The 21,038-nt window shown below is 60.6% G+C and carries 20 protein-coding genes and 1 other RNA gene; 7 read left to right on the top strand and 14 right to left on the bottom strand.

The features are described 5' to 3' along the window. Positions 1 to 92: 92 nt before the first annotated feature. On the bottom strand, positions 93 to 1,172 hold the full coding sequence (gene hrcA, locus AABE20_RS11190; RefSeq protein WP_338333130.1) for a heat-inducible transcriptional repressor HrcA: 1,080 nt from the start codon (positions 1,170 to 1,172) through the stop codon (positions 93 to 95). 125 nt (positions 1,173 to 1,297) lie between these two features. On the opposite strand from hrcA, the gene rph reads away from it, so the two are divergent. Both rph and rdgB read left to right on the top strand, forming a co-directional pair. Further along, positions 1,298 to 2,032: a ribonuclease PH gene (rph, locus tag AABE20_RS11185; protein WP_338333129.1), complete on the top strand. Its 735-nt coding sequence runs from the start codon at positions 1,298 to 1,300 to the stop codon at positions 2,030 to 2,032. Beyond that, positions 2,029 to 2,628 (top strand): RdgB/HAM1 family non-canonical purine NTP pyrophosphatase, encoded by a 600-nt coding sequence (rdgB, locus tag AABE20_RS11180; RefSeq protein WP_338333128.1) that lies wholly within the window; start codon positions 2,029 to 2,031, stop codon positions 2,626 to 2,628. Before rph ends, rdgB begins: the two co-directional genes overlap by 4 nt. Before the next feature lie 104 nt (positions 2,629 to 2,732). Here the strand turns inward: rdgB and rpsA are convergent, their stop codons facing one another. The 3 genes from rpsA to aroA all read right to left on the bottom strand — a co-directional run bounded on the left by rpsA (position 2,733) and on the right by aroA (position 6,730). Further along, complete coding sequence (gene rpsA, locus AABE20_RS11175) at positions 2,733 to 4,445, bottom strand: 30S ribosomal protein S1 (protein WP_048854947.1); 1,713 nt, start codon at positions 4,443 to 4,445, stop codon at positions 2,733 to 2,735. A 285-nt stretch (positions 4,446 to 4,730) separates the two neighbouring features. After that, a complete protein-coding gene (gene cmk / locus AABE20_RS11170; protein ID WP_408740892.1) occupies positions 4,731 to 5,381 on the bottom strand; it encodes a (d)CMP kinase in 651 nt (216 codons plus the stop codon). Next, positions 5,381 to 6,730 (bottom strand): 3-phosphoshikimate 1-carboxyvinyltransferase, encoded by a 1,350-nt coding sequence (aroA, locus tag AABE20_RS11165; RefSeq protein ID WP_408740888.1) that lies wholly within the window; start codon positions 6,728 to 6,730, stop codon positions 5,381 to 5,383. Before aroA ends, cmk begins: the two co-directional genes overlap by 1 nt. Positions 6,731 to 6,976: 246 nt before the next feature. Here aroA and AABE20_RS11160 point away from each other — a divergent pair, with 246 nt between their 5' ends. After that, entirely contained in the window at positions 6,977 to 7,306 is a 330-nt protein-coding gene (locus AABE20_RS11160; RefSeq protein WP_338333126.1) for a TIGR02300 family protein, read from the top strand. 99 nt (positions 7,307 to 7,405) lie between these two features. Here the strand turns inward: AABE20_RS11160 and folB are convergent, their stop codons facing one another. From folB to ffs, 6 genes are all read right to left on the bottom strand, one after another. After that, on the bottom strand, positions 7,406 to 7,807 hold the full coding sequence (gene folB / locus AABE20_RS11155; RefSeq protein WP_338333125.1) for a dihydroneopterin aldolase: 402 nt from the start codon (positions 7,805 to 7,807) through the stop codon (positions 7,406 to 7,408). Positions 7,808 to 7,811: 4 nt separating this feature from the next. Beyond that, positions 7,812 to 8,612, bottom strand: a complete 801-nt coding sequence (locus AABE20_RS11150; RefSeq protein WP_338333124.1) for an SDR family oxidoreductase — start codon at positions 8,610 to 8,612, stop codon at positions 7,812 to 7,814. Positions 8,613 to 8,641: 29 nt separating this feature from the next. After that, the gene (recR, locus tag AABE20_RS11145) at positions 8,642 to 9,238 is read right to left on the bottom strand and encodes a recombination mediator RecR (RefSeq protein ID WP_338333123.1); all 597 of its coding nucleotides are present in this window, start codon (positions 9,236 to 9,238) and stop codon (positions 8,642 to 8,644) included. Positions 9,239 to 9,283: 45 nt separating this feature from the next. After that, complete coding sequence (locus AABE20_RS11140; protein WP_048854954.1) at positions 9,284 to 9,607, bottom strand: YbaB/EbfC family nucleoid-associated protein; 324 nt, start codon at positions 9,605 to 9,607, stop codon at positions 9,284 to 9,286. A 119-nt stretch (positions 9,608 to 9,726) separates the two neighbouring features. Further along, positions 9,727 to 11,778, bottom strand: a complete 2,052-nt coding sequence (locus tag AABE20_RS11135; protein ID WP_338333122.1) for a DNA polymerase III subunit gamma/tau — start codon at positions 11,776 to 11,778, stop codon at positions 9,727 to 9,729. An 86-nt stretch (positions 11,779 to 11,864) separates the two neighbouring features. Then, positions 11,865 to 11,962, bottom strand: an RNA gene (gene ffs / locus AABE20_RS11130) — signal recognition particle sRNA small type. A gap of 143 nt (positions 11,963 to 12,105) precedes the next feature. Between ffs and AABE20_RS11125 the strand changes: the two genes are divergently transcribed. The 3 genes from AABE20_RS11125 to AABE20_RS11115 are packed head-to-tail and all read left to right on the top strand — an operon-like array spanning position 12,106 to position 15,020. Then, complete coding sequence (locus AABE20_RS11125) at positions 12,106 to 12,531, top strand: hypothetical protein (protein ID WP_338333121.1); 426 nt, start codon at positions 12,106 to 12,108, stop codon at positions 12,529 to 12,531. A gap of 44 nt (positions 12,532 to 12,575) precedes the next feature. Continuing rightward, entirely contained in the window at positions 12,576 to 13,910 is a 1,335-nt protein-coding gene (gluP, locus tag AABE20_RS11120; protein WP_338333120.1) for a glucose/galactose MFS transporter, read from the top strand. Positions 13,911 to 13,913: 3 nt separating this feature from the next. After that, a complete protein-coding gene (locus AABE20_RS11115) occupies positions 13,914 to 15,020 on the top strand; it encodes an N-acetylglucosamine-6-phosphate deacetylase (RefSeq protein ID WP_338333119.1) in 1,107 nt (368 codons plus the stop codon). A 54-nt stretch (positions 15,021 to 15,074) separates the two neighbouring features. On the opposite strand, the gene mdoH is transcribed toward AABE20_RS11115, so the two are convergent. From mdoH to AABE20_RS11100, 3 genes are all read right to left on the bottom strand, one after another. After that, a complete protein-coding gene (gene mdoH, locus AABE20_RS11110) occupies positions 15,075 to 17,225 on the bottom strand; it encodes a glucans biosynthesis glucosyltransferase MdoH (protein WP_338333143.1) in 2,151 nt (716 codons plus the stop codon). A 2-nt stretch (positions 17,226 to 17,227) separates the two neighbouring features. Continuing rightward, on the bottom strand, positions 17,228 to 18,772 hold the full coding sequence (locus tag AABE20_RS11105; protein ID WP_338333118.1) for an OpgD/OpgG family glucan biosynthesis protein: 1,545 nt from the start codon (positions 18,770 to 18,772) through the stop codon (positions 17,228 to 17,230). A gap of 63 nt (positions 18,773 to 18,835) precedes the next feature. After that, positions 18,836 to 19,210 (bottom strand): winged helix-turn-helix domain-containing protein, encoded by a 375-nt coding sequence (locus AABE20_RS11100; RefSeq protein WP_338333117.1) that lies wholly within the window; start codon positions 19,208 to 19,210, stop codon positions 18,836 to 18,838. Positions 19,211 to 19,274: 64 nt separating this feature from the next. Between AABE20_RS11100 and AABE20_RS11095 the strand changes: the two genes are divergently transcribed. Continuing rightward, positions 19,275 to 19,790 (top strand): GNAT family N-acetyltransferase, encoded by a 516-nt coding sequence (locus tag AABE20_RS11095; RefSeq protein WP_338333116.1) that lies wholly within the window; start codon positions 19,275 to 19,277, stop codon positions 19,788 to 19,790. Here the strand turns inward: AABE20_RS11095 and recA are convergent, their stop codons facing one another. Beyond that, entirely contained in the window at positions 19,791 to 20,822 is a 1,032-nt protein-coding gene (gene recA / locus AABE20_RS11090) for a recombinase RecA (RefSeq protein WP_338333115.1), read from the bottom strand. It abuts the gene before it with no gap. Positions 20,823 to 21,038 lie beyond the last annotated feature (216 nt).

Below are 21,038 nucleotides of genomic sequence, written 5' to 3'. Positions count from 1 at the left end.
TCCCATATCCTGTCGTCTCCTTGCCATCGACATTCTCCTTACAATCGTGGCGGAATTCCGACCTGTGCTCCAGCCCATACCCACTCAGGCCCTTACGCCTGACCGAGCAGTTCGCCCAATATGCGCGCCGTATAGTCCACTACCGGCACAACGCGCCCGTAATTAATACGCGTAGGCCCAATAACGCCAATGGCCCCCACAATCCTGTTCGCCTCATTGCGGGCAGGCGCCATAACAACGGACATGCCCGTGGTACCAAACAGACCACTCTCCGCGCCAATAAAAATACGCACGCCCTCAGAACTCTCAACCAGCTCCAACAGGCGCAACATGGTCTCCTGTGCTTCCAGCCGGTCAAACAGGGTCTGTATGGCCGCAAGGCGCTCCTGCCCGTCCACATCCGCCAGCAGGCGCGACTGGCCGCGCACAATCAACGTGCCGCCACTTTCCCCCCGCTCACCATTCCAGATGGCCAGACCACTCTCCACCACCTCGGCGGTCAGGCTGTTCAGCACTGTGCGGTTCTCGCTCATTTCCGCCCCAACGCGGTGGCGCAGGTCGGGCAGGGATGCCCCCATGGCGCGCGCGTTCAGGTAATTGGCCGCTTCCACCAGTGCGGAGGGCGGGGTTCCCGCAGGAATTTCAATCACCCGGTTTTCCACATGCCCATCGGCCCCCACCAACACCACAAGAGCACGGTTCCCACCAAGGGCTACAAATTCTATGTGTTTGATCCCGCCTTCCCCCTTGGGGGCCACCACCAGCCCCGCGGCATCGGACATACCCGCCAGCAGGGAGGATGCCTCGGTCAGCGTATCCTGCAAGGAACGGCCGCGCGCCTCCAGCGAATGGCCAATCACCTTCTGCTCGTCCTCGGAGAGCGCACCAAACTGGAGCAGCCCGTCCACAAACAGGCGCAGGCCTTTTTCCGTTGGCAGGCGACCTGCCGAGGTGTGGGGGGAAAACAAAAGCCCCGCCTCGGTTAATGAGACCATGACATTGCGGATTGTGGCAGGCGAAAGGGGTTGCCCCAACCTGCGCGAAAGGGTGCGCGAACCCACGGGTTCGCCACTGGCCATATATTCTTCCACAATCTCGCGCAGGATGTTCGCGGAGCGTCCGTCCAGTTCGGGTGGTAGCATTGCTTGGGCTGGCAACAGGCCACGCTTCATGGCTCTCAGGGCTCCTTCGTGCGGTCTGATAAGCGTTTATAGCGGCTTATTGCCGGTTTTACTCCTGCCAAAAGCATTTTATGTGCAGACACAACCCTTTGTCATTGTTTTGCAGGAGCAGCACCATGCGTCCATCAGGCCGACAGGCCGGGCAGATGCGCCCCATTGTTATCGAGACCGGTTTCTCCCACCATGCGGAAGGCTCCGCCCTTATTCGCATTGGCGGCACCGAGGTCCTGTGCACCGCCAGCGTGGAAAGCCGCGTGCCCCCATTCCTGCGCGGCAAGGGGCAGGGCTGGGTTACGGCGGAATACGGCATGCTGCCCCGCGCCACCCACGCACGCGGCAACCGCGAGGCCGCACGGGGCAAACAGTCTGGCCGCACGCAGGAAATCCAGCGCCTGATCGGCCGCTCCCTGCGCGCCGTCACGGACCTGAAGGCCATGGGCGAACTCTGCATTACACTGGACTGCGATGTGCTCAACGCCGATGGCGGCACACGCTGCGCCTCCATTACCGGCGCATGGGTGGCGCTCCGGCTGGCCCTTGGCAAGCTGGTGGCCAACCGTGTGCTGCGGCATATACCGCTTACCGGGCAGGTGGCTGCCGTATCCTGCGGGCTGACCAGCGCCGGGGCCGTGCTGGACCTTGATTACACCGAAGATAGCGCCGCCCTTGCCGATACCAACTTTGTGCTGAGCGCTGATAACCGTATTGTGGAAATTCAGGCCACGGCCGAACACGCGCCCTTTAGCGAAGATGCCTTTAACACCCTGTTCACCCTTGCCCGCAAAGGGGCGGATGAACTGTTTGCAGCCCAGTTGAGCGCCATCAACACAGCAGAGCAGCCCATACCATGACCCACCCTACCCTCAAATCCGGCGACAAGCTGGTGCTTGCCTCCCACAATGCTGGCAAGCTGGCCGAGTTTTCTGCCTTCATGGCGGAATTTGGCATTACCGTTCTCTCCGCAGGGGAGCTGAACCTGCCTGAACCGGAGGAAACCGCCACAACCTTTGCCGGCAATGCCGCCATCAAGGCGCTGGCGGCTGCACAGGCTGCCAACCTGCCCGCCCTTGCCGATGATTCCGGCCTGTGTGTCAGCGCACTTGGGGGAGCGCCGGGCATTTACTCCGCCCGCTGGGCTGGCCCCAACAAGGACTTTGCCGCCGCCATGGCCCGCATTGAGGAAGGCATTGGGCAGGACGAGCGCGCGGCATGGTTTGTATGCGTGCTCTGCCTTGCCTACCCCGATGGGCGCACCCTTACTTTTGAAGGACGGATTGACGGGCAGATTGTCTGGCCACCGCGTGGGAGCAACGGGCATGGATACGACCCGATTTTTCAGCCCGAACACGAAACCCGCAGCTTTGCCGAAATGACAGATGCGCAGAAAAACGCCATCAGCCACCGTGCGCGCGCGTTTGCAGCCTTCCGCAAGGCCTGTTTGGACTAAACACAGCCCATAAAAAAATAGCGCCCTTGTGGGGCGCTATTTTTTTGCATGGCAAACTGCTCTGCCAAACCGGGATGGCGCAAACCACCCCGGTTTTTTTATGCTCAGTCTTCGGTGTTACGGCGACGGATTGCCGCACCCAGAATATCACCGAGCGATGCGCCGCTGTCTGCGGAGCCGTATTCGTTGATAGCCTGTTTGTCTTCTTCCACTTCGCGGCCCTTGATGGTCAGGGCAACTTTGCGGGAGGTCCGGTCAACGGACACAACCTTGGCATCCACACGTTCGCCAACGGCGAAGCGTTCTGGGCGCTGTTCGGCTTTGTCACGGGCCAGTTCCGCACGGCGGATAAAGCCGCTCAGAACGTCGTCAACCTTCACTTCAATGCCGTTGGTCTGCACAGCGGTCACGATGCAGGTCACAATCGTGCCCTTCTGGATGCTGGCCAGAGCGTCGGCTGCCGGATCTTCCTGAAGCTGCTTGATGCCAAGGGAGATACGTTCTTTTTCCACGTCCACGTCCAGAACCTTGGCTTTTACAACCTGGCCCTTTTCGTAGTTCTTCATGGCTTCTTCGCCAGCTTCGTCCCAGGACAGGTCGGACATGTGCACCATGCCGTCGATGTCTGCGGACAGGCCGATGAACAGGCCGAATTCCGTAATGTTGCGGATTTCGCCTTCCACGGTGGAGCCAACCTTGTGTTCTTCAGCGAACTGTTCCCAAGGATTGCGCTGAACCTGCTTCAGACCCAGCGAGATGCGGCGCTTGGAGCTGTCCACATCCAGAACCATCACGTCCACTTCCTGAGAGGTCGCAACGATTTTGCCGGGGTGGACGTTCTTTTTCGTCCAGGACATTTCGGAAACGTGCACCAGACCTTCAACGCCCGGTTCCAGCTCAACAAATGCGCCGTAATCGGTAATGTTGGTCACGCGGCCCGTAAAGCGGGCACCCGGCGGGTACTTGAGGGCAACATTTTCCCAAGGATCAGCTTCAAGCTGCTTCATACCCAGGGAGATACGCTGCGTTTCGGGGTTGAAGCGGATCACCTGCACGCGTACCGGCTGGCCGATCTGCAGTGCTTCGGAGGGGTGGTTGATGCGCTTCCATGCGATATCGGTCACATGCAGCAGGCCATCAACGCCGCCCAGATCAACGAACGCACCGTAATCGGTGATGTTCTTGACCACGCCGTCAAGGATCATGCCTTCGGTCAGGCCCTGAATCAGTTCGCTGCGCTGTTCAGCACGCGTTTCTTCCAGAACGGCACGACGGGAGACAACAATGTTGCCGCGCGCACGGTCCATCTTCAGGATCTGGAAAGGCTGGGGAACACCCATCAGCGGGCCGACGTCACGCACAGGGCGGATGTCCACCTGGCTGCCGGGCAGGAACGCCATGGCGCCACCCAGATCAACCGTAAAGCCACCTTTTACGCGGCCATAGATGGTGCCGTTAACGCGCTGGTTGGCTTCGAAAGCTTTTTCGAGGCTGGTCCATGCTTCTTCACGGCGTGCTTTTTCGCGGGAGAGAACGATGCTGCCGTCGCGGTCTTCGTAACGCTCGACGTACAGTTCGATCACATCGCCCGGCTGCACTTCAGGCTTGACGCCCGGAGGTGCGAATTCACGCAGGGAAACGCGGCCTTCGCTCTTCAGGCCGACATCAACAATTGCGTAGTCATCGGTCAGACGAACAACGCGACCGCGCACAACGGACCCGTCAAAGCCGGAATCGCGGCCAAGGGTCTCGTCAAGAAGGGCGGCAAAATCTTCGCCACGGAAGTGATCCGTGGTCTGGGTGGTGGCTGAAGCCATGTGGTACCGTAAATCCTGAGCCTGCGGGCAACATGCCTGCAGACTGTTCCTGCGCCCCGCAATTTGCAGCACGACTTGCCTGACGGAACGGATGGGCACCAGCGCCCCCCGACCCTGTAGGTCAGACCAGACTGTTATCAAGAAAAACCCACCATCAGGGGCGGATTTCTGTTTGCACAGAGAACACCTGACCCCCGTTTGTCAACTCAAAGCGCAGTACTGAGCGCAAAAGGGGGCAAAAAATGTGCCTCATCATACGTCCCCCCATTTGCGGGAGGCCAGTATTCAGCCCCGTGCGGCCACGAGTCGCTCGCGCGTAAAGCGCAGAGCCTCGGCCAGAACGGCCTGTGCGTCCAACGTGTCCGTCTCGATCACATGCGCGTCATCCGCCACGCGCATGGGGGCGGAATCCCGGCTGGCATCGGCCTCATCACGTGCGCGCAGGGCCGCTTCCATCTCGCACAGCAGGGTTGGCGCGTCTGGGGCGTTCACATCCCCCCCACTTTGCAAAAAACGCCGCAGGGTGCGGGTAGCGGGGGATGCGGTGATGAACAGCTTGACATCCGCATTGGGGAAAATGGCGGTGCCAATATCGCGCCCATCCAGCACGGCCCCGCGCTCGGCGGCAAACCGGCGCTGGGTTTCCACCAGTGCCGCGCGCACGGCAGGCTGGGCTGCAACCTTGCTGGCAGCCTGCGCCACATCTGGCGTGCGCAGGTCCTTGCGCTGCATGTCCGCTGGCATCAGGGCCTGCGCAAACCGTTCAGCCGGTTGTGCGGGGTCCTGCCCGGCATCAAGGGCCAGCCGCCCCACAGCGCGGTACAGCAGCCCTGTGTCCAAATAGGGCAGGTCCAGTGCTTCAGCCAGCTTGCGGGCCAGCGTGCCCTTGCCTGCCGCAGCCGGGCCATCCACGGCAATAACCGGTCCGCCGCGCATCACAGCGCAAACCCCGCGCCAAGGCTGTTCATCAACTGCAAATAGCCCGGAAAGCTCGTATCGATAAACGCGGTATCATCAATCTCCACCGGGTTCTGGGCCACCAGCCCCAGCACGGACGCACTCATGGCCAGCCGGTGGTCCATGTGGGTCTGCACAACACCGCCACCGGGAATGGCATTGTTGGTGCCATACACGACCAGATCATCCCCCTCGACCGCTGTTTTAACGCCGTTGTTTTCCAAGAGCGCTACGGTCGCGGCCAGTCGGTCGCTCTCCTTCACCCGCAGTTCCTCCACCCCGCAAAAGCGCGACACGCCAGAGGCATACGCCGCCGCCACAGCCAGAATGGGATATTCATCAATCATGGAGGGGGCGCGATCGGCGGGCACGGTCACACCCTTGAGGGTAGAGGCCCGCACGTGCAGGTCCCCCACCAGTTCGCCCCCTTCGGTGCGGACATTGGTGACCTCAAGCTGTGCGCCCATTTCCTGCAAGGTGATGAACAACCCGGTGCGCAGGGGGTTCAGCCCCACGGTGGAAATAACAATATCCGCGCCCCGCACCAGCAGAGCCGCAACAATGGGGAAGGCGGCGGAGGACGGGTCCCCCGGCACCACCACATCGCGCGCAACAAGGTCGGGGCGGCCTTGCAGCACAATAATCCGCCCACCCTGCGCGGTTTCCTCCACCGTAACGTGCGCGCCAAAGTGGCGGAGCATGTTTTCGGTATGGTCACGGGTGGCTACGGGTTCTTCCACCCGTGTTTGGCCCTGCGCGTTCAGCCCCGCCAGCAGCACGGCGGATTTGACCTGTGCGGAGGCCACGGGCAGGCGGTAGTCCAGCGGTTTGGGGTCTGCCAGACCGCCAATAGCCATGGGCAGGCGCCCACCCTCGCGCGCCATGAACGTAGCACCCGTGCCCGCCAGCGGGTCCATAACACGCTTCATGGGGCGGCGGCGCAGGCTGGCATCCCCCGTCATGACCGACACCATGCCGTGGCTGGCCAGAATGCCGGACAAAAGCCGCGCCGCCGTGCCGGAATTGCCCATGTCCAGCACATCACCCGGCTCACGCAGCTTGCCAATGCCCAGCCCGCTCACGCGCCAGTCCCCCGGTGCATGCTGGGTAACCTGTGCGCCCAGTGCGCGCATGGCAGCGGCGGTGCGCAGAACGTCCTCCCCTTCCAAAAGCCCGGTAATATGGGTTTCCCCCCGTGCGAGAGAGGCAAACATGAGCGCACGGTGGCTGATGGATTTGTCACCCGGCACACGGATGGAACCGGAAAGAGGGGCCTGCGCGCGCGTAACCCGCAGCGGACGGGCGGAGGGGGAAGATGCGTGTGTCATGCCCTTTTCATTCCGGCGGGATGGCCTGCAAGTCAATCCGGGTAGAGGCAGAAAAAGAGGGTGGGAGATGCAGAAAATACAACCATATGCAAACTCCGGGTTTGACACGACCCGAAACACAGTGGCATTGGGCATCGCCTTAACAGTCTGGTTCGAGTCCTGCTTCAGCTTTGCGTTGCTGTTCGGGGTTCGTTCGTGTTCCGGGGCGTTGGCCCCAATATCTGCTCAGGATTGACAGGTAGCAAGATGTCCCAGCCCGATCTCGGCACCAAACGCGTCTGCGTGTCCTGTGGTGCCCGTTTTTATGACCTGAACCGCGCACCCGCCATTTGCCCCAAATGCGGAACGGAACAGCCTGCTCTGGTGCCGCGCCTGCGCCGCAACTCTGATAGCCTGTCCCCCGTTCCGGCGAGTGCTGCCCCCATCAAGAAGGCCGATGAAGATATCGATATCGACACCGATGACGATACCGAAGACGACGATGTGATGGAAGACACCGCTGATCTGGATGATGATGACGACGACATCAGTTCAGACATCGATGTCAGCACGGATTCGGACGACCACGAGTCCTGACCCCTCCGGGGGTGCTGAACACCATCGTGTCAGACCAAAAAAAAGCCCGCTGGCATCCAGCGGGCTTTTTTTATGCCAGTCAGGTCATCCCGTAGGGCGTCACACACATGCGGGGCGGCGCTCTATTTCCACACCCACGGCTTCTATTTCCTCAAACACATCCAGTTTTTCTATGCGCACCCGCACAACGCGCACGCGGTCGTCACTGAGAACGCCCGAAGCAATCCGCTCGGCCAGTGTTTCCACCAGCCGCACATGCCCTTCGCGCACAATGCGGTGCACAAGCTGGACCACCCGCTCGTACGAGACCGTGCGGCTCAGGTCATCCGGCCCGACCTCCAGATCCGTGCGGTCATCCACCCCAAAATGGACAGACACCCGAATGCGCTGGGTTACACCCTGCTCATGGGGGAACACGCCAATATGGGCATCGAGCACCATGTTCTTCAAAAACAGGCAACGCAGCGGCGGCTGGTCCGCCCACGGAGCAAAAACGGCCATTCTTTTATTCTTCCAAGGCATGTCCGGCCAATGGGGCCGGAGACCATTGCATGTGCTGCCCACCATCCAGAGCAAGCATCTGCCCGGTAACGGAGGGCAGGGCCAAAAGGGCCAGAGCCGCCAGCGCGACCTCATCAGGCGAGGTCCCGTGGGCCAGCGGCACCGAGGCACACTGGCGCGCAAACTGCTCCTGCGTCTGTCTGGGGCTGGGCAGGGCGGGGCCGGGACCAACAGCGTTGACCCTGATCCCCTTGGGAGCCAGCGCCAGCGCCATGGTCTGCGTAAGCGTCCACAACGCACTTTTGGACACGGTGTAACTGACAAAATGGGGGGTCAGAGACCACACCCGTTCGTCCAGCATGTTCAGCACCATACCCTGCGCCCCCTGTGGCAACCCCTTTGCAAACGCCTGAATCAGCACAAAGGGTGCGCGCAGGTTGGGCTTCATATGCATCATCCAGCTTTCAAGCGAGGTATCATCCCACTCATCCCGCTCAAAAGTGGACGCATTGTTGACCAGAACCCCCAAGGGACCGCCAAGTGCTTGCGTGGCCTGCCCATACAGGGCCTGCACCTGCTCCTCGCGCATGAGGTCGGCCTGAAGCACACAGCCTGTGCGGCCCAGTGCGCGCACGGCCTGCAACGTATCCTCCGCTTCGGCCCTGTTGCTGCGGTAATGGATGGCCACGTCAAACCCGGCACGGGCAAGCCCCAGCACAATGGCCCGGCCCAGCCGTGCGCCGCCCCCGCTCACCAGAGCGCGGCGCGGTATGGCCGCACTGATCGGCAGCATGTCCACGGGCATGGTTGTATCCTTTTTGCTGGCGTGAGTTCTCAGGCGGGGCGGCGGGCACCCAAGGCTGCGGCCAATGTGCCGTCATCAAGCACATCCAGCGCACCACCCATGGGCACACCCTGCGCCACACGGCTAACGGTCAGCCCCTCATACGTTTCAAGCTGGTCCATCAGCCAGTGCATGGTGGTGGCGCCCTCTACCGTGGCCCCAAGGGCCAGAATAACCTCGCGCACAGTGCCTTCGTGCAGGCGGGTCAGCAGGGCTGCCACATTCAGGTCTTCAGGCCCCACACCCGCCAGTGGGGACAGGGTGCCCCCCAGAACCTGATAAACACCACGGTGAACCCCCGCACGCTCAAGCGCCCACAGGTCGCCCACCGTTTCCACCACGCAGACCAGCCCCTTATCCCGCAGCGGGTCAGCGCAGATATGGCACGGGTCTGATGTATCCAGATTCCCGCATGACGAGCAGGTGCGAATGGCTTCCCCCGCCCGTTCCATGGCGCGGGCCAGAGGCGCCAGCCGTGTATGGGGTTCGCGGAGCAGGTATAACGCCACCCGCCGGGCCGAACGCGGGCCAAAGCCCGGCAGACGCCCCAGCAGGCGAATAAGCTGCTCTATTTCCTGACCACCCATGCCCGCCTGCTTTCCCCCGCGCTCAAGGTCGGTTTTGTCTGTGGATCAGAACGGCAGCTTCATGCCTGCGGGCAGGTTAAGGCCCCCTGTGACCTTCTGCATTTCCTCGGCGGCTTTTTCGTCCAGCTTTTTGCGCGCATCCGCACAGGCGGCCACAATCAGGTCTTGCAACATTTCCATTTCGGTCGGGTCCGCAAGCTTGGGGTCGATCTTGATGGAGCGCATGTCGCCCTTGCCGCTCAGCACAACGCTGACCATGCCTGCACCAGCGGAGCCATCTATGCTCATGGCTTCCAGTGTGCTCTGCATGGCTTCCATCTTGGACTGCATCTGCGTGGCCTGCTTCATCAGTGAGGCAAGGTTCTTCATGGTCATCCCCTAAGCTTGTCTGTCTGCCGCATGGTGCGGCTATGGCGCACCCCTGCGGCGCATCACCTGTTCTTTATCTGGCCCAGAACGCGCTGTTTTGCCAGCCCGGCCTGCTCACTTCAGTCCTGCGAGGCTCCGGGGTCGAAGGGCCGGTCGTCCTCATCCAGCGGTTGCGCGTCAAGGGGGGCGAACAGCAGTTCGGGGGGTTCTTCTGGCGGCAGGCCGTAATCATCCAGCCCATGGTCGCGCACCTCGCCCAGTTGTGCATCGGGGAACGCGTTCAAAATCGCACGGACCAGCGGGTGGGCCTCTGCCTCGCGCCGCCGGAACTGAATGACCTCCGCCCCTTGCACATCCAGCGTGGGTTCGCCTTCCTCCGGCCCGGTCTCTATCCGCCAGCTCATACCCGTTGCGCGGTCCAGCACACGGCGGAGCTGGGGCACAACATCGCCGGGGACTCCGCGCTCGAACCGCAGAACAATCCGGCCCTGCGTAAAAGAGATCAGATGGGTCGCATGGCGCAGTTGCCCGTGCAGAATGGCCTCGCGCTGGTCCTTGACCAACGCCACGGCCTCCCGCCATGTGCGTGGAATGGGGGGTGCTGCGGGTTCCGCCGGGGCCACGGGCTGCACCACAGGCGCCATAACCGGCTCGGGCTGGGCCACGGCCACACCGCCGGAGCTGACCATGCGCAGGCGCGGTGGCTCATGCCCTGTGCTGCCCGGCGGTTCGGCCTGTGGCGCAACAAACGTGCCCGTTACAGCCGGACTGGACGCCCCGGCCTGCCCCCCCGCCTGTGCGAAGGTTCCACCAGTCGGTGGGGCGGATGGGGCAACAGGGGCCGCACCGCGCGCGCCCTCATCCGATGTGCCGCTCAGACGTTTGACCAGATCCTCGGGCGATGGCAGGTCGGCCACATAGCACAGGCGGATGAGCACCATATCCGCCGCTGCGCGCCGGTCTGGCGCGCTTTCCACTTCCCGCACACCCTTGACCAGCATCTGCCATGCCCGCATGAGCACGGGCACAGCAAACGTGCTGGCCATATGCGTGCCGCGCACCCGCTCGGCCTCTGGCATATCCGCCGAGTCCCCCAAACCGGGCACAGCCCGCAGGCGCGAGATAATGTGTACAAGCTCCAGCATGTCCCCCAGCACAAGGCCGGGGTCCGCCCCACGGGCGTAGGCTCCATCCAGCAGGGCAAGGGCTGTATCGGGCTTGCCGGTCAACACGGCTTCGAGCAGGTCGAACACCACCTCGCGGTCAGCCAGACCCAGCATGTCGCTCACAATGGAGGCGCCTATAACCCCGCCTTCATCCGTCAGACTGCTCCCCTGTGCAATGGCCTGATCCAGCAGGGAAAGACCATCACGCACCGAGCCATCTGCTGCGCGGGCGATCAGGGCCAGTGCATCGTCAGACAGGCGGACCTGTTCCTTTTGCGCGATCCGCGCGAACAGCCCGGCCAGTTCGGCCTGCGGCACGCGCCGCAGGTCAAACCGCTGGCAGCGTGACAGTACGGTCACCGGCACCTTGCGCAGTTCGGTCGTAGCAAAAATGAACGTGACCTGTGCCGGAGGCTCCTCCAGCGTTTTGAGCAGGGCGTTAAAGGCATTGCGCGAGAGCATATGCACTTCGTCGATAATAAAGACCTTCATCCGCCCCTGCATGGGACGAAAACGCGTGGCCTCTATGATCTCGCGCACATCATCCACCCCTGTGCGGGAGGCGGCGTCCATTTCCAGCACATCGGGGTGGCGGTCGGCCAGAATGGCAACGCAGTTGGGGCATACGCCACAGGGGTCGGCCGTGGGGCCACCCTTGCCGTCTGGCCCGGTGCAGTTCAGGGCACGGGCAATAATGCGCGCAGTGGTGGTTTTGCCCACACCACGCACCCCTGTGAGCATAAAGGCATGGGCGACCCGCCCCAGCGCAAACGCATTGCGCAAGGTGCGGACCATGGCCTCCTGACCGATCAGGTCATCAAAGGTGGTGGGGCGGTATTTGCGCGCAAGCACCCGGTAGGGCAGCGTTGCGGTCGTGGGCGCTGGGGGCTGGGGCGTGGCGGCAGGGGCGGGCGGTTCGGCCTCGCCAAACAGACCGGGGCCTTCCGGTTCCGGACTGGGAAGCCCCTCGTCGTGAGGGAACTGCTCGTCAGTCGTATCGCTCATGCCTTGCCCGAAGAATGTAAGGTCACGCCCTGCATACCCGGCACAACCGGTGCAAAATGGTCTGATCCACAAGGGCGGAAAATTAAGGTGGAAAGCCGAACAATGACCCGGACGAAACTCACCATGGCTGCTTCCTTCCGGACCTGACCGGTTTAGCAAGGTGTCCGTCCACCGCCGACTTTCCGAGGTCACACCTAGCACCAAACCCCAGCCCATGCCAAGCCTGCTGGCACCTTTTCGGGGTTGTTTCTTTACCTCTCCAACACAGACGGGCTAGAAAACAGGATAATTGGTGCGCACCGTCGCAGACTCAGGAGAATTGTGCTCGTGTCCGGTTTTCGTTTGTATCATGCCGCTATGGCATCTGTTCTTCTGGCTGGTGGTCTGGCTGCGGTCTCCCCCGTTTGGGCTGACGATGAAACAGCGCCACGCAACAACATCAACAACGTACAGTTGCAAAAGGAACTGGCCGTTCTGCACTTCAAACCCGATGCGGCGGGGCCTGCGTGCATTGAATCGCTCAAGGAACTGCACAAAACACAGGACCTTTTGCAAAAAGATGAGGAAAACACTCGCAATCAGGACCTGACGGTTGCCGAGGACGTGCTCGAATCCGACTTTGAAAATTCGATCGAAGCCTGCGCCGCCGATGTGGAAAAACTGTGCGAGAGTCCCAACCCCTCTACCGAACTCCGCCGCTCCTGCGAAAAAATAGACAGCCTGCCCTCCAAGGATACACAGGCAGCCGACTAGCCCCTTCCACGACATCTCCCCCCTCAAACGGGCCATAGCCGGACATGCCACAGCCCCCCACCCAGACCACCGGCGCCGCGCGCATCCCCTGCCCCGCGGGACCCTACGGGTGGCGGCCACTGGTGCTGAGCGCTGTGCTGTTCTTTATTGTCGGGTTTGTAACATGGCTGAACGGGCCACTTATTTCCTTTGTGCGGGTAGCGTTTACCCTTAACGATCTGGCGGCTTTTCTGGTGCCGCTTGTTTTCTATTTTTCCTATTTCATATTTTCCATCCCCGCGAGCCTGAGCGTCACGCGCACCGGCTTGAAAAACGGGCTGGTTTACGCCTTGCTGGTTATGGCAGGGGGGATGATGCTCACCGGGCAATGCCTGCATGCCAGGTCCTACCCCGGCGCTTTAGCGGGATTTCTGGTGCTTGGGGCCGGTCTTGCCCTGTTGCAGGTGGCCATAAACCCCTATGTCAGCTTCCTTGGCCCGGATAACCGGAGTGCGCAACGCATTGCCATTATGGGCATATGCAACAAGGTTGGTGGCATTGTTGCCCCCATTGCACTGGCCACACTGGCCATGCGCCATATTGCCAGCATATCCGCAACACTGCCAACATTGACTGACCCGGCTTACAGAACATCTGTCCAGCAGAGTTTTCTCAATGCCATTTACTGGCCCTATATGGGCATGGCCTTTTTACTGGCCCTGACCGCGCTGTGGGTTATGCGCTCATCCCTGCCGGAAATACGAACAGATATTCTCAAAAATAACGATACAGAAAAACATTTTGTCAAAACACTGATTACATCACTCAGCAGCCGAACGCGGCTGGGTGCTGGAGCGATGTTTTTTTATGTCGGGGTGGAGGTTCTCTCCGGGGATGCTGTGGGCACCTACGCACAAGGGTTTGGCATTCCCCTTGATCAGACAAAGTTTTTTACGTCCCTGACTCTTTTTTTCATGCTCTGCGGGTATGGTGCGGGGCTTGTTCTGTCCCCCCGTTTTATCACGCAGGACCGTTACCTTCCCCTCTCTTGCTTATGTGGCGCTTTGCTTAGTCTGGCGGCATGGGTTACGCATGGGTACTTATCCGTTGCATGCGTAACATTGCTCGGCTTTGCAAACTCCATGATTTTTCCATCCCTGTTTCCACTCGCGCTCAAAGGCTCTGGCCAGCATACTGCACAGGTTTCGGCTTTTCTGGTCATGGCGTATTGCGGAGGTGGCGTTATGCCGCAACTTTTTGTTCTTTTGAAACCTTTCATGGGTTTTCAGGCGGCATTCGCCTGCCTCGCACTTCTGTCTTACGGACTGGTCGCCTTATACGCACACCACTTCACGGACAAAAATCTAAACAAACCCCTTCTTGTGGCAAAAGAAATCTGAACCATGGCTGAACTCAAAGGGCATCTTGTCCTACCCGACCGCATTATGCCCGGACGTATTGCTTTTGCCCAACATATGCAGTCCATAATACCGGACAGCACCGCCATACCTGAGCGTTATATTCTGCCCGGTTTTATTGACTGCCACGTACACGGCGGCAACGGGGCTGATACAATGGACGGCGTGCAGGCCATTCACACTCTGGCCCGTTTCCATGCCCAGCATGGCACCACCACCATTCTGCCCACCACCATTACCAGCCCGTGGGCGGACGTGCTGGACGCCCTTGCCGCCATTGCCGAACTAAGTGGTACAACCCTACCAAACGGGCCATATGTGCATGGGGCACATCTGGAGGGTCCCTTTGTCAGCCCCCACAAGCTGGGCGCGCAACCGCCTTACGCCATGGCCCCTGCACCCGCACGTGTGGCAGAAGTTCTGGCCTTTAACTGTGTGCGGGTTGTTACTCTTGCCCCCGAACTCCCTCATGCTCAGGAAGCCATGCAGCTTTTTGCAAGCGCTGGTGTGCGGGTCAGCCTTGGGCACACCCTTGCCGGGTATGAACAGACCGAGCAGGCCATCTGCCATATCTGTTCAGCAGGGGGCACAACAGGTGCGACCCACCTGTTCAACGCCATGGCCGGTATAGAAAGCCGCAAACCCGGACCGGCCACCGCCCTGATGTGCAGCGATGCCTACGCCGAATTGATTTTTGACACACACCACGTCCACCCCGCCACATTCCGGCTGGCCCAGCGCGTTATGCCCGAACGGCTGCTGTTTGTAACAGACGCCATGCGGGCTGCCGGACTGCCAGATGGCCCAAGCCTTTTGGGTGGGCAGGAGGTTATGGTGGAGCAGGGCACCGTGCGCCTACCCGGCGGTCATCTGGCCGGTAGCGTGCTGACCCTTGATACCGCCTTGCGCAATGCTGTGCAGGCAGGCCTTCCTTTGCATCAGGCGGCAGTGCTGCTGACCCGCAACCCGGCGCACTATCTTGGCTTGCACGACCGGGGCACCCTGCACACAGGCAAACGCGCCGATTTTGTTGTTATGGATGCTGACCTGAACGTGCAGGAAGTCTGGGTCGCGGGGGTGCGGATTGCCTGAACACCCTACTCCCCCGCCTGCCTCCTTAATGGAACCACCTGCCCTGCTGTAATTTTACGACTCGGGCAGATGCAGGATCAGGTCCACACCTTTGCGGCTCCCGAGCACGGCGGCTTTTTCCTTAACCGTCAGGCGGCTTTCCGCATCAGGCAGGCTGGGTGCTTCGGCCAGTTTGACCAGCCCCACAAGCTGGTCAGCATTAATGGGGTCCCCCGCCTTACGCTCGGCTGGCAGCATGGCAATATGCGCCTGACACAACGCCTGATCAGCCCGCAGGGCGCGCAGGGCATCATCTGGCAGGGTTGGGGTCTGGTCTTTTGCCTCTTCCTGCTCCAGCTTTTGCAGAACGTCTGGCATGTGTGTTTCTTCCGGCACCAGCAAAAGCCCGGCCCGCCGGAAACCAAGCCCGACCCCCCGGCTACTGGTAAACGCCACAAGAGGGATGGAAAACACCAGCCCGAGCAGAACCGGCGTCATCCAAAAAAACAGGGAAGGAGAAACAACCCATGCCCCAACCCCCAGCACCAGCCCGAACAGGGTAAAGCGCGCGTACTGGCGCGCCACCTCCATAAACGGAATCCCGCCATCATCACGCCGCTGCGTGTTCCAGCCGGAATCGTGACCGCTCAGAATGGAAATCACCCCCGATGTCTGGATCAACATCGCAATCGGGGCGATCAGGCCGCCAATCAATGTTTCCACCAGCACGGACAGGGCCGCGCGCACCGGCCCACCGCTGCCGCGCCGCATTTCCGGGTCCAGCAGCAGCGCAATATAGGCCAGCAGCTTGGGCGCAAGCAGCACAACCATTGTGCCAATAAACACGTATTTAGCCTGCACCGGGTCCACATGCGGCCAGTGCGGGTACAGGAGTTTGGTATCCCCAAAATATTCGGGGCGTTGAAAATGCGCCTGAAGCGAAATCAGAATCCCGGTCAGCAGGAACACCAACCAGAGGGGGGAGGTCACATACGCACCAATCCCCACAACCATATGCATACGACTGACCCAGTGCAGCCCCCTGGTGGGCAGCACCTTGACGTGTTGCAGGTTACCCTGGCACCAGCGCCGGTCACGAATGGCCACATCGGTCAGCGATGGCGGACTTTCCTCATACGATCCATCCAGTGCCGGGATCATGTGAATGGCCCAGCCACCACGGCGCATTAAAGCCGCTTCCACAAAGTCATGGCTCAGAATATGCCCGCCAAAGGGCGGCTTGCCCGGCACATGGGGCAAACCGGCCTGACTGGCAAAGGCGCGGGTGCGGATAATGGCGTTATGCCCCCAGTAGTTCCCCTCCGCGCCGTGCCACCATGCAATGCCGTATGCAATAATGGGGCCATAAACCCGGCCCGCAAACTGTTGCAACCGGGCAAACAAAGTGGTGCCCCCCACAATAACGGGCAAAGTCTGGATCAGCCCCACGCCGGGGTTACGCTCCATGGCATCGGCCATGCGCACCAGCGTTTGACCGGACATAACGGAATCCGCATCCAGCGTAACCATGTGGTCATAGGCACCGCCAAAACGGCGCACCCATTCCCCCACATTGCCCGCCTTGCGCTCCACATTATTATGCCTGCGGCGGTAAAAAATACGCTCATGCCCGCCTACCTGCTCTCGCAGGGCCAGAAAGGCGGCTTCTTCCTTGACCCATACATCCGGATTTGTGGTGTCGGAAAGGATGAACAGGTCGAACTGCGCCAGTTGTCCGGTTTCTTCCAGACTGCTGTAAATAGCCCGCAATCCGGCCATAACGCGGTGTGGAGGCTCGTTATAGGTTGGCAGCAACAGGGCGGTTCTGCGGGTAAGCTGGGGCAGGGGGCCTGTGCGGCGGATGCCAAGACCAAGGCCACCATGCGCAACCAGTGAGCAGAACCCCGCCACCGATGAGGTAAACGCAAGGGCTATCCACATGAACAGCGTAATAAACAGCACAAGCATGATCACGCCCAAGGCGGACACACCGGCCTCGTCCATAACCATATGTGTGCGCCATGCACCGTAGGCGGTCAGTGCCAGAGCGGACCCGATAACCGAAAAGCGGCGCAACGCAATACTGGAGGGCGATGTGGCGGGTATCCGCCCGCGCCCTTCCATATTGGCAGGTTTTTGCAGGTTCTGGACCGGCATATCCAGTTGCGCTTCCGGGGGCAGGGCCTCAAACGGCGGCACGTGCGTGCCCGTATTCTGCTCCGGCATAATCAGGGCGTCCACCGATACAGCCACTGTTCGGAAATGGGACCGGCATCGGTTTCCAGCGCCGCACTCAGGTCCGCCACCTTGGCGTCTCCGGGAATAAATTCAAAGGTCGTGCGGATGCCATTGATCGCCGGATTAGGCTCGACCACCACATTCTGGATTTTACCCGCCGATGTTTTGGGCGTGACATGGAAATGGGTATCCTTTGGCAGATGCTCAAAGGGTGTGCCCATAAAGTCGATGGCAAAAAAGCGAGCATCGTTATTATCCACCACCGAGCCAACGCGGGTTGCCCCAATTCGGGCCAATGGTGTGGGGAAGGGCGCATCCCACCCCCAGTACATGCGGTAGGTAAAGTGGTATTCCTGCCCCGCGCGCAACGGTTCCTTGGGCCGCCAGAAGGAGACGATGTTATCGTTCACTTCGTTCGGGGTGGGAATTTCCACCAGATCAACCCAGCCTGCCCCCCAGTCCCCGATCGGTTCGATCCAGAGGGAAGGCCGCCTTTCGTAATGCAGGGCCAGATCCTCGTAGTCATGGAATGCGCGCCTGCGCTGCATCAGCCCGAACCCACGAGGGGAGACATCGGAGAAAGTTGAAAACTGGAGGTCCAGCGGGTTCCGCAATGGGCGGTAGAGTTGCTGGTCCGCACCTGTCCACATTTGCAGGGCTTCGCTGTCATGCGCGGCGGGACGCCAGTCATCCACATGGTTATGGTCGTTCACATCAAAATAGAACATGCCGGTCAGGGGCGCTATACCGGACTGTTCGATCTTGGCGCGTGGGAACAGAGTTGTCTGCACGTCAAACACGGTGTTGTCGCCCGGACGGATGGTAAAGCGGAAAGCGCCTGTTACCGTTGGGCTGTCCAGCAGGGCATGCACAACCACGGACTGCACGCCCGGTTGCGGTTTTTCCAGCCAGAATGCGCGGAAAAGGGCAAACTCCTCGCCCTTTGGGTCCCCCGTGCCATTGGCAAACCCACGGGCGGAAAGCCCATAATCCTGCCCCTTGGCCACGGCGCGGAAGTAGGACGCCCCCAAAAATACGCAGAACTCTTCCATAACACCCGGCGTGTTAATGGCCGTCCGCAACCGCACTCCGGCAAAACCCAGATCGTCCGTAACCCGCAAGGCCGGGTCGGAATAGGTGAACAGGTCGGGGGAATAAGGCACAACTCCAGCCTGCCCGTCCCTGACCTCGTAAATTTCTATGCGCGGGCGATAGAGAAAACCACGGGGGAAAAACTCCACGTCGAACGCCAGATTATCCCCCGTCCACAAGGCGCGGTCGGGCCGGTAGGCAATCCCGCGATACTGGTCAAACGTCAGGTTATCCAGCGCTTTGGGCAGGCTCTGCCCCGGTGGATGATACTCCGCATTTGCCAGCCTGCGGGCAATCTGGATTACGGTGCTGTCATCAAACTTGCCGGTGGCCCCACTCAGCCCTTCCGCACGCGCCTTGCGGGCGACTCCACCAACGAGCGATGCCAAAGTCACGCCCGCCCCGGCCCGAATGACCCCTCGTCGCTGTACGTTTGATGACACTTTAATCTCCCGCTTGTTGCCTGCTCATAATCTGGCGCAATTGTACCTGCGCCATGCAATTTGTCACTCAGATAAGGTTTTTTGGAGGCATTCCGCCACCGGCGCGAGCAGAGCCTCCATCTGGCTGAGACCCGAACGGGTTGCCTGCGCCGCATCGCTCTCGATCTGGCGGTAAAGGGCCAGAACGGTTTTGCCTGTTTCGGTCAGGAACGCGCCTCCCCCACCACCGGGTCTGGTCATGACCAGTGGTTCCACAAAAAGCTGGTTCAGGTTGTCCACCAAAAGCCATGTGCGCCTGTAGGACATGCCCATGGCGCGCCCGGCGGCAGAAATGGAGCCTGTTTCGGCCAACTGCTCCAGCAGGCGGACCTTGCCGTGCCCCAATGCGGCACGTCCATCGGCATCAACCCGCAATGTCAGTCTCAGTCGCCCTGTCATGATCTCTGCTTTTCAGTCATAAGTGGCTCCGTGCAACACCACGCATAAACAGCGGAACCTTGGTATGAACACTTTGCGCGCAGATACCACCTGGCGTTTGATGGCGCCAGATGATCTTGGTCACGTTACAGCACTGGCCGCCAGTGTGCACCCTGACTACCCCGAAGATACAGATATTTTTGCCGAACGCCTGCGCCTTGCCCCCGCAGGCTGCCTGAGCCTGTTCCTGGATGGGCAGCTTGGTGGCTATCTGATCAGCCATCCGTGGCGGGGATTGCTCTCCCCTCCGCTCAATACCTTACTGGGTTCTTTGCCCACACCGGCTGACCGCTGGTATATTCATGATCTGGTGGTTGCCCCGCAAGGGCGCGGCAGGGGGTACGCCCAAATGGCTATTACCCGTGCACAAGAGGCCGCCCGCATGGCCGGGCTGGGTGTGCTCACCCTGACCTCCACCCGCCATGCCCTGCAATTCTGGGCGCGGCAGGGATTTACGCCAGAGGCGATCAGCGCGGAAGAGCAGGCCATTCTGGCCTCTTACGACCCGCAGGCCAGCCTGCTCTCCCGCGCTGTTGGGTAGTTAGTCCTCGCCCTCGGCATCATGCTCGGGGGCGACCATCATGGCTTCAGCCACAACGCCTGCGTGTTCACGCACCTTGCGTTCAATATCAGCCGCCATTTCGGGGTGGTCACGCAGGAACTGCTTGGCGTTCTCACGCCCCTGACCAATACGCTGGCTATCGTAGGAGAACCACGCACCGGATTTTTCCACCACAGCGGCCTTGACACCAAGGTCGATCAGCTCGCCCACTTTGCTAATGCCCTCGCCGTACATGATGTCAAACTCGACCTGCCGGAACGGTGGGGCCATTTTGTTTTTGACCACCTTGACCCGCGTCTGGTTGCCCGTGACTTCGTCCTTGTCCTTGATCGAGCCAATCCGACGGATGTCCAGACGGACAGACGAATAGAACTTGAGCGCGTTGCCGCCCGTTGTGGTTTCGGGGTTGCCGAACATCACGCCAATTTTGAGCCGGATCTGGTTCAAAAAGATCATCAGCGTGTTCGAGCGTGCAACCGTGCCGGTCAGCTTACGCAGCGCCTGGCTCATAAGCCGGGCATGCAGGCCTACGTGGCTGTCGCCCATATCGCCTTCAAGTTCGGCACGGGGCACAAGGGCTGCCACACTATCCACCACCAGCACATCAATCGCACCGGAGCGGACCAGAGTATCGGCAATTTCGAGCGCTTGTTCGCCTGCATCGGGCTGGCTGATCAGCAGGTTATCAACGTCCACACCCAGCTTTTTGGCGTAGCCGGGGTCCAGCGCGTGTTCGGCGTCAATAAACGCACATGTGCCGCCCCGTTTTTGGGCTTCCGCAATGGCATGCAGGGCCAGAGTGGTTTTGCCCGAGCTTTCCGGCCCATAAATTTCCACCACACGACCGCGTGGCAGGCCACCAATGCCCAGAGCAATATCCAGCCCAAGCGAGCCGGTGGAGATGACATCTGACTGTTCCTTGGGCCGCTGGCCCAGCCGCATGACGGACCCTTTGCCAAAAGCCCGCTCAATCTGCCCAAGAGCGCCTTCCAGCGCCTTTGCCTTATCCATTCTCTACCATTCCCTCAGCATATGAGCCGAACACCCGACCAGAACCCCGTGCGGCCCCGGGCCTGAAACCTGTTCGTTCAGGTATTAGAATCCCTGCCACAAACACATTTGCTCCGCAACGCACAGCCACGAAAGCCCGGTTTTGACACAAGTCCCGTTAAGAATTTGGACCCGTTTTGTTCCATTATAGAACAAAACAAAAACATAGCAAGGGTG

This window comes from Acetobacter zythi (assembly GCF_963921165.1).
GTDB lineage: Bacteria > Pseudomonadota > Alphaproteobacteria > Acetobacterales > Acetobacteraceae > Acetobacter.
This window is presented reverse-complemented; position numbering and strand designations above follow the sequence as displayed.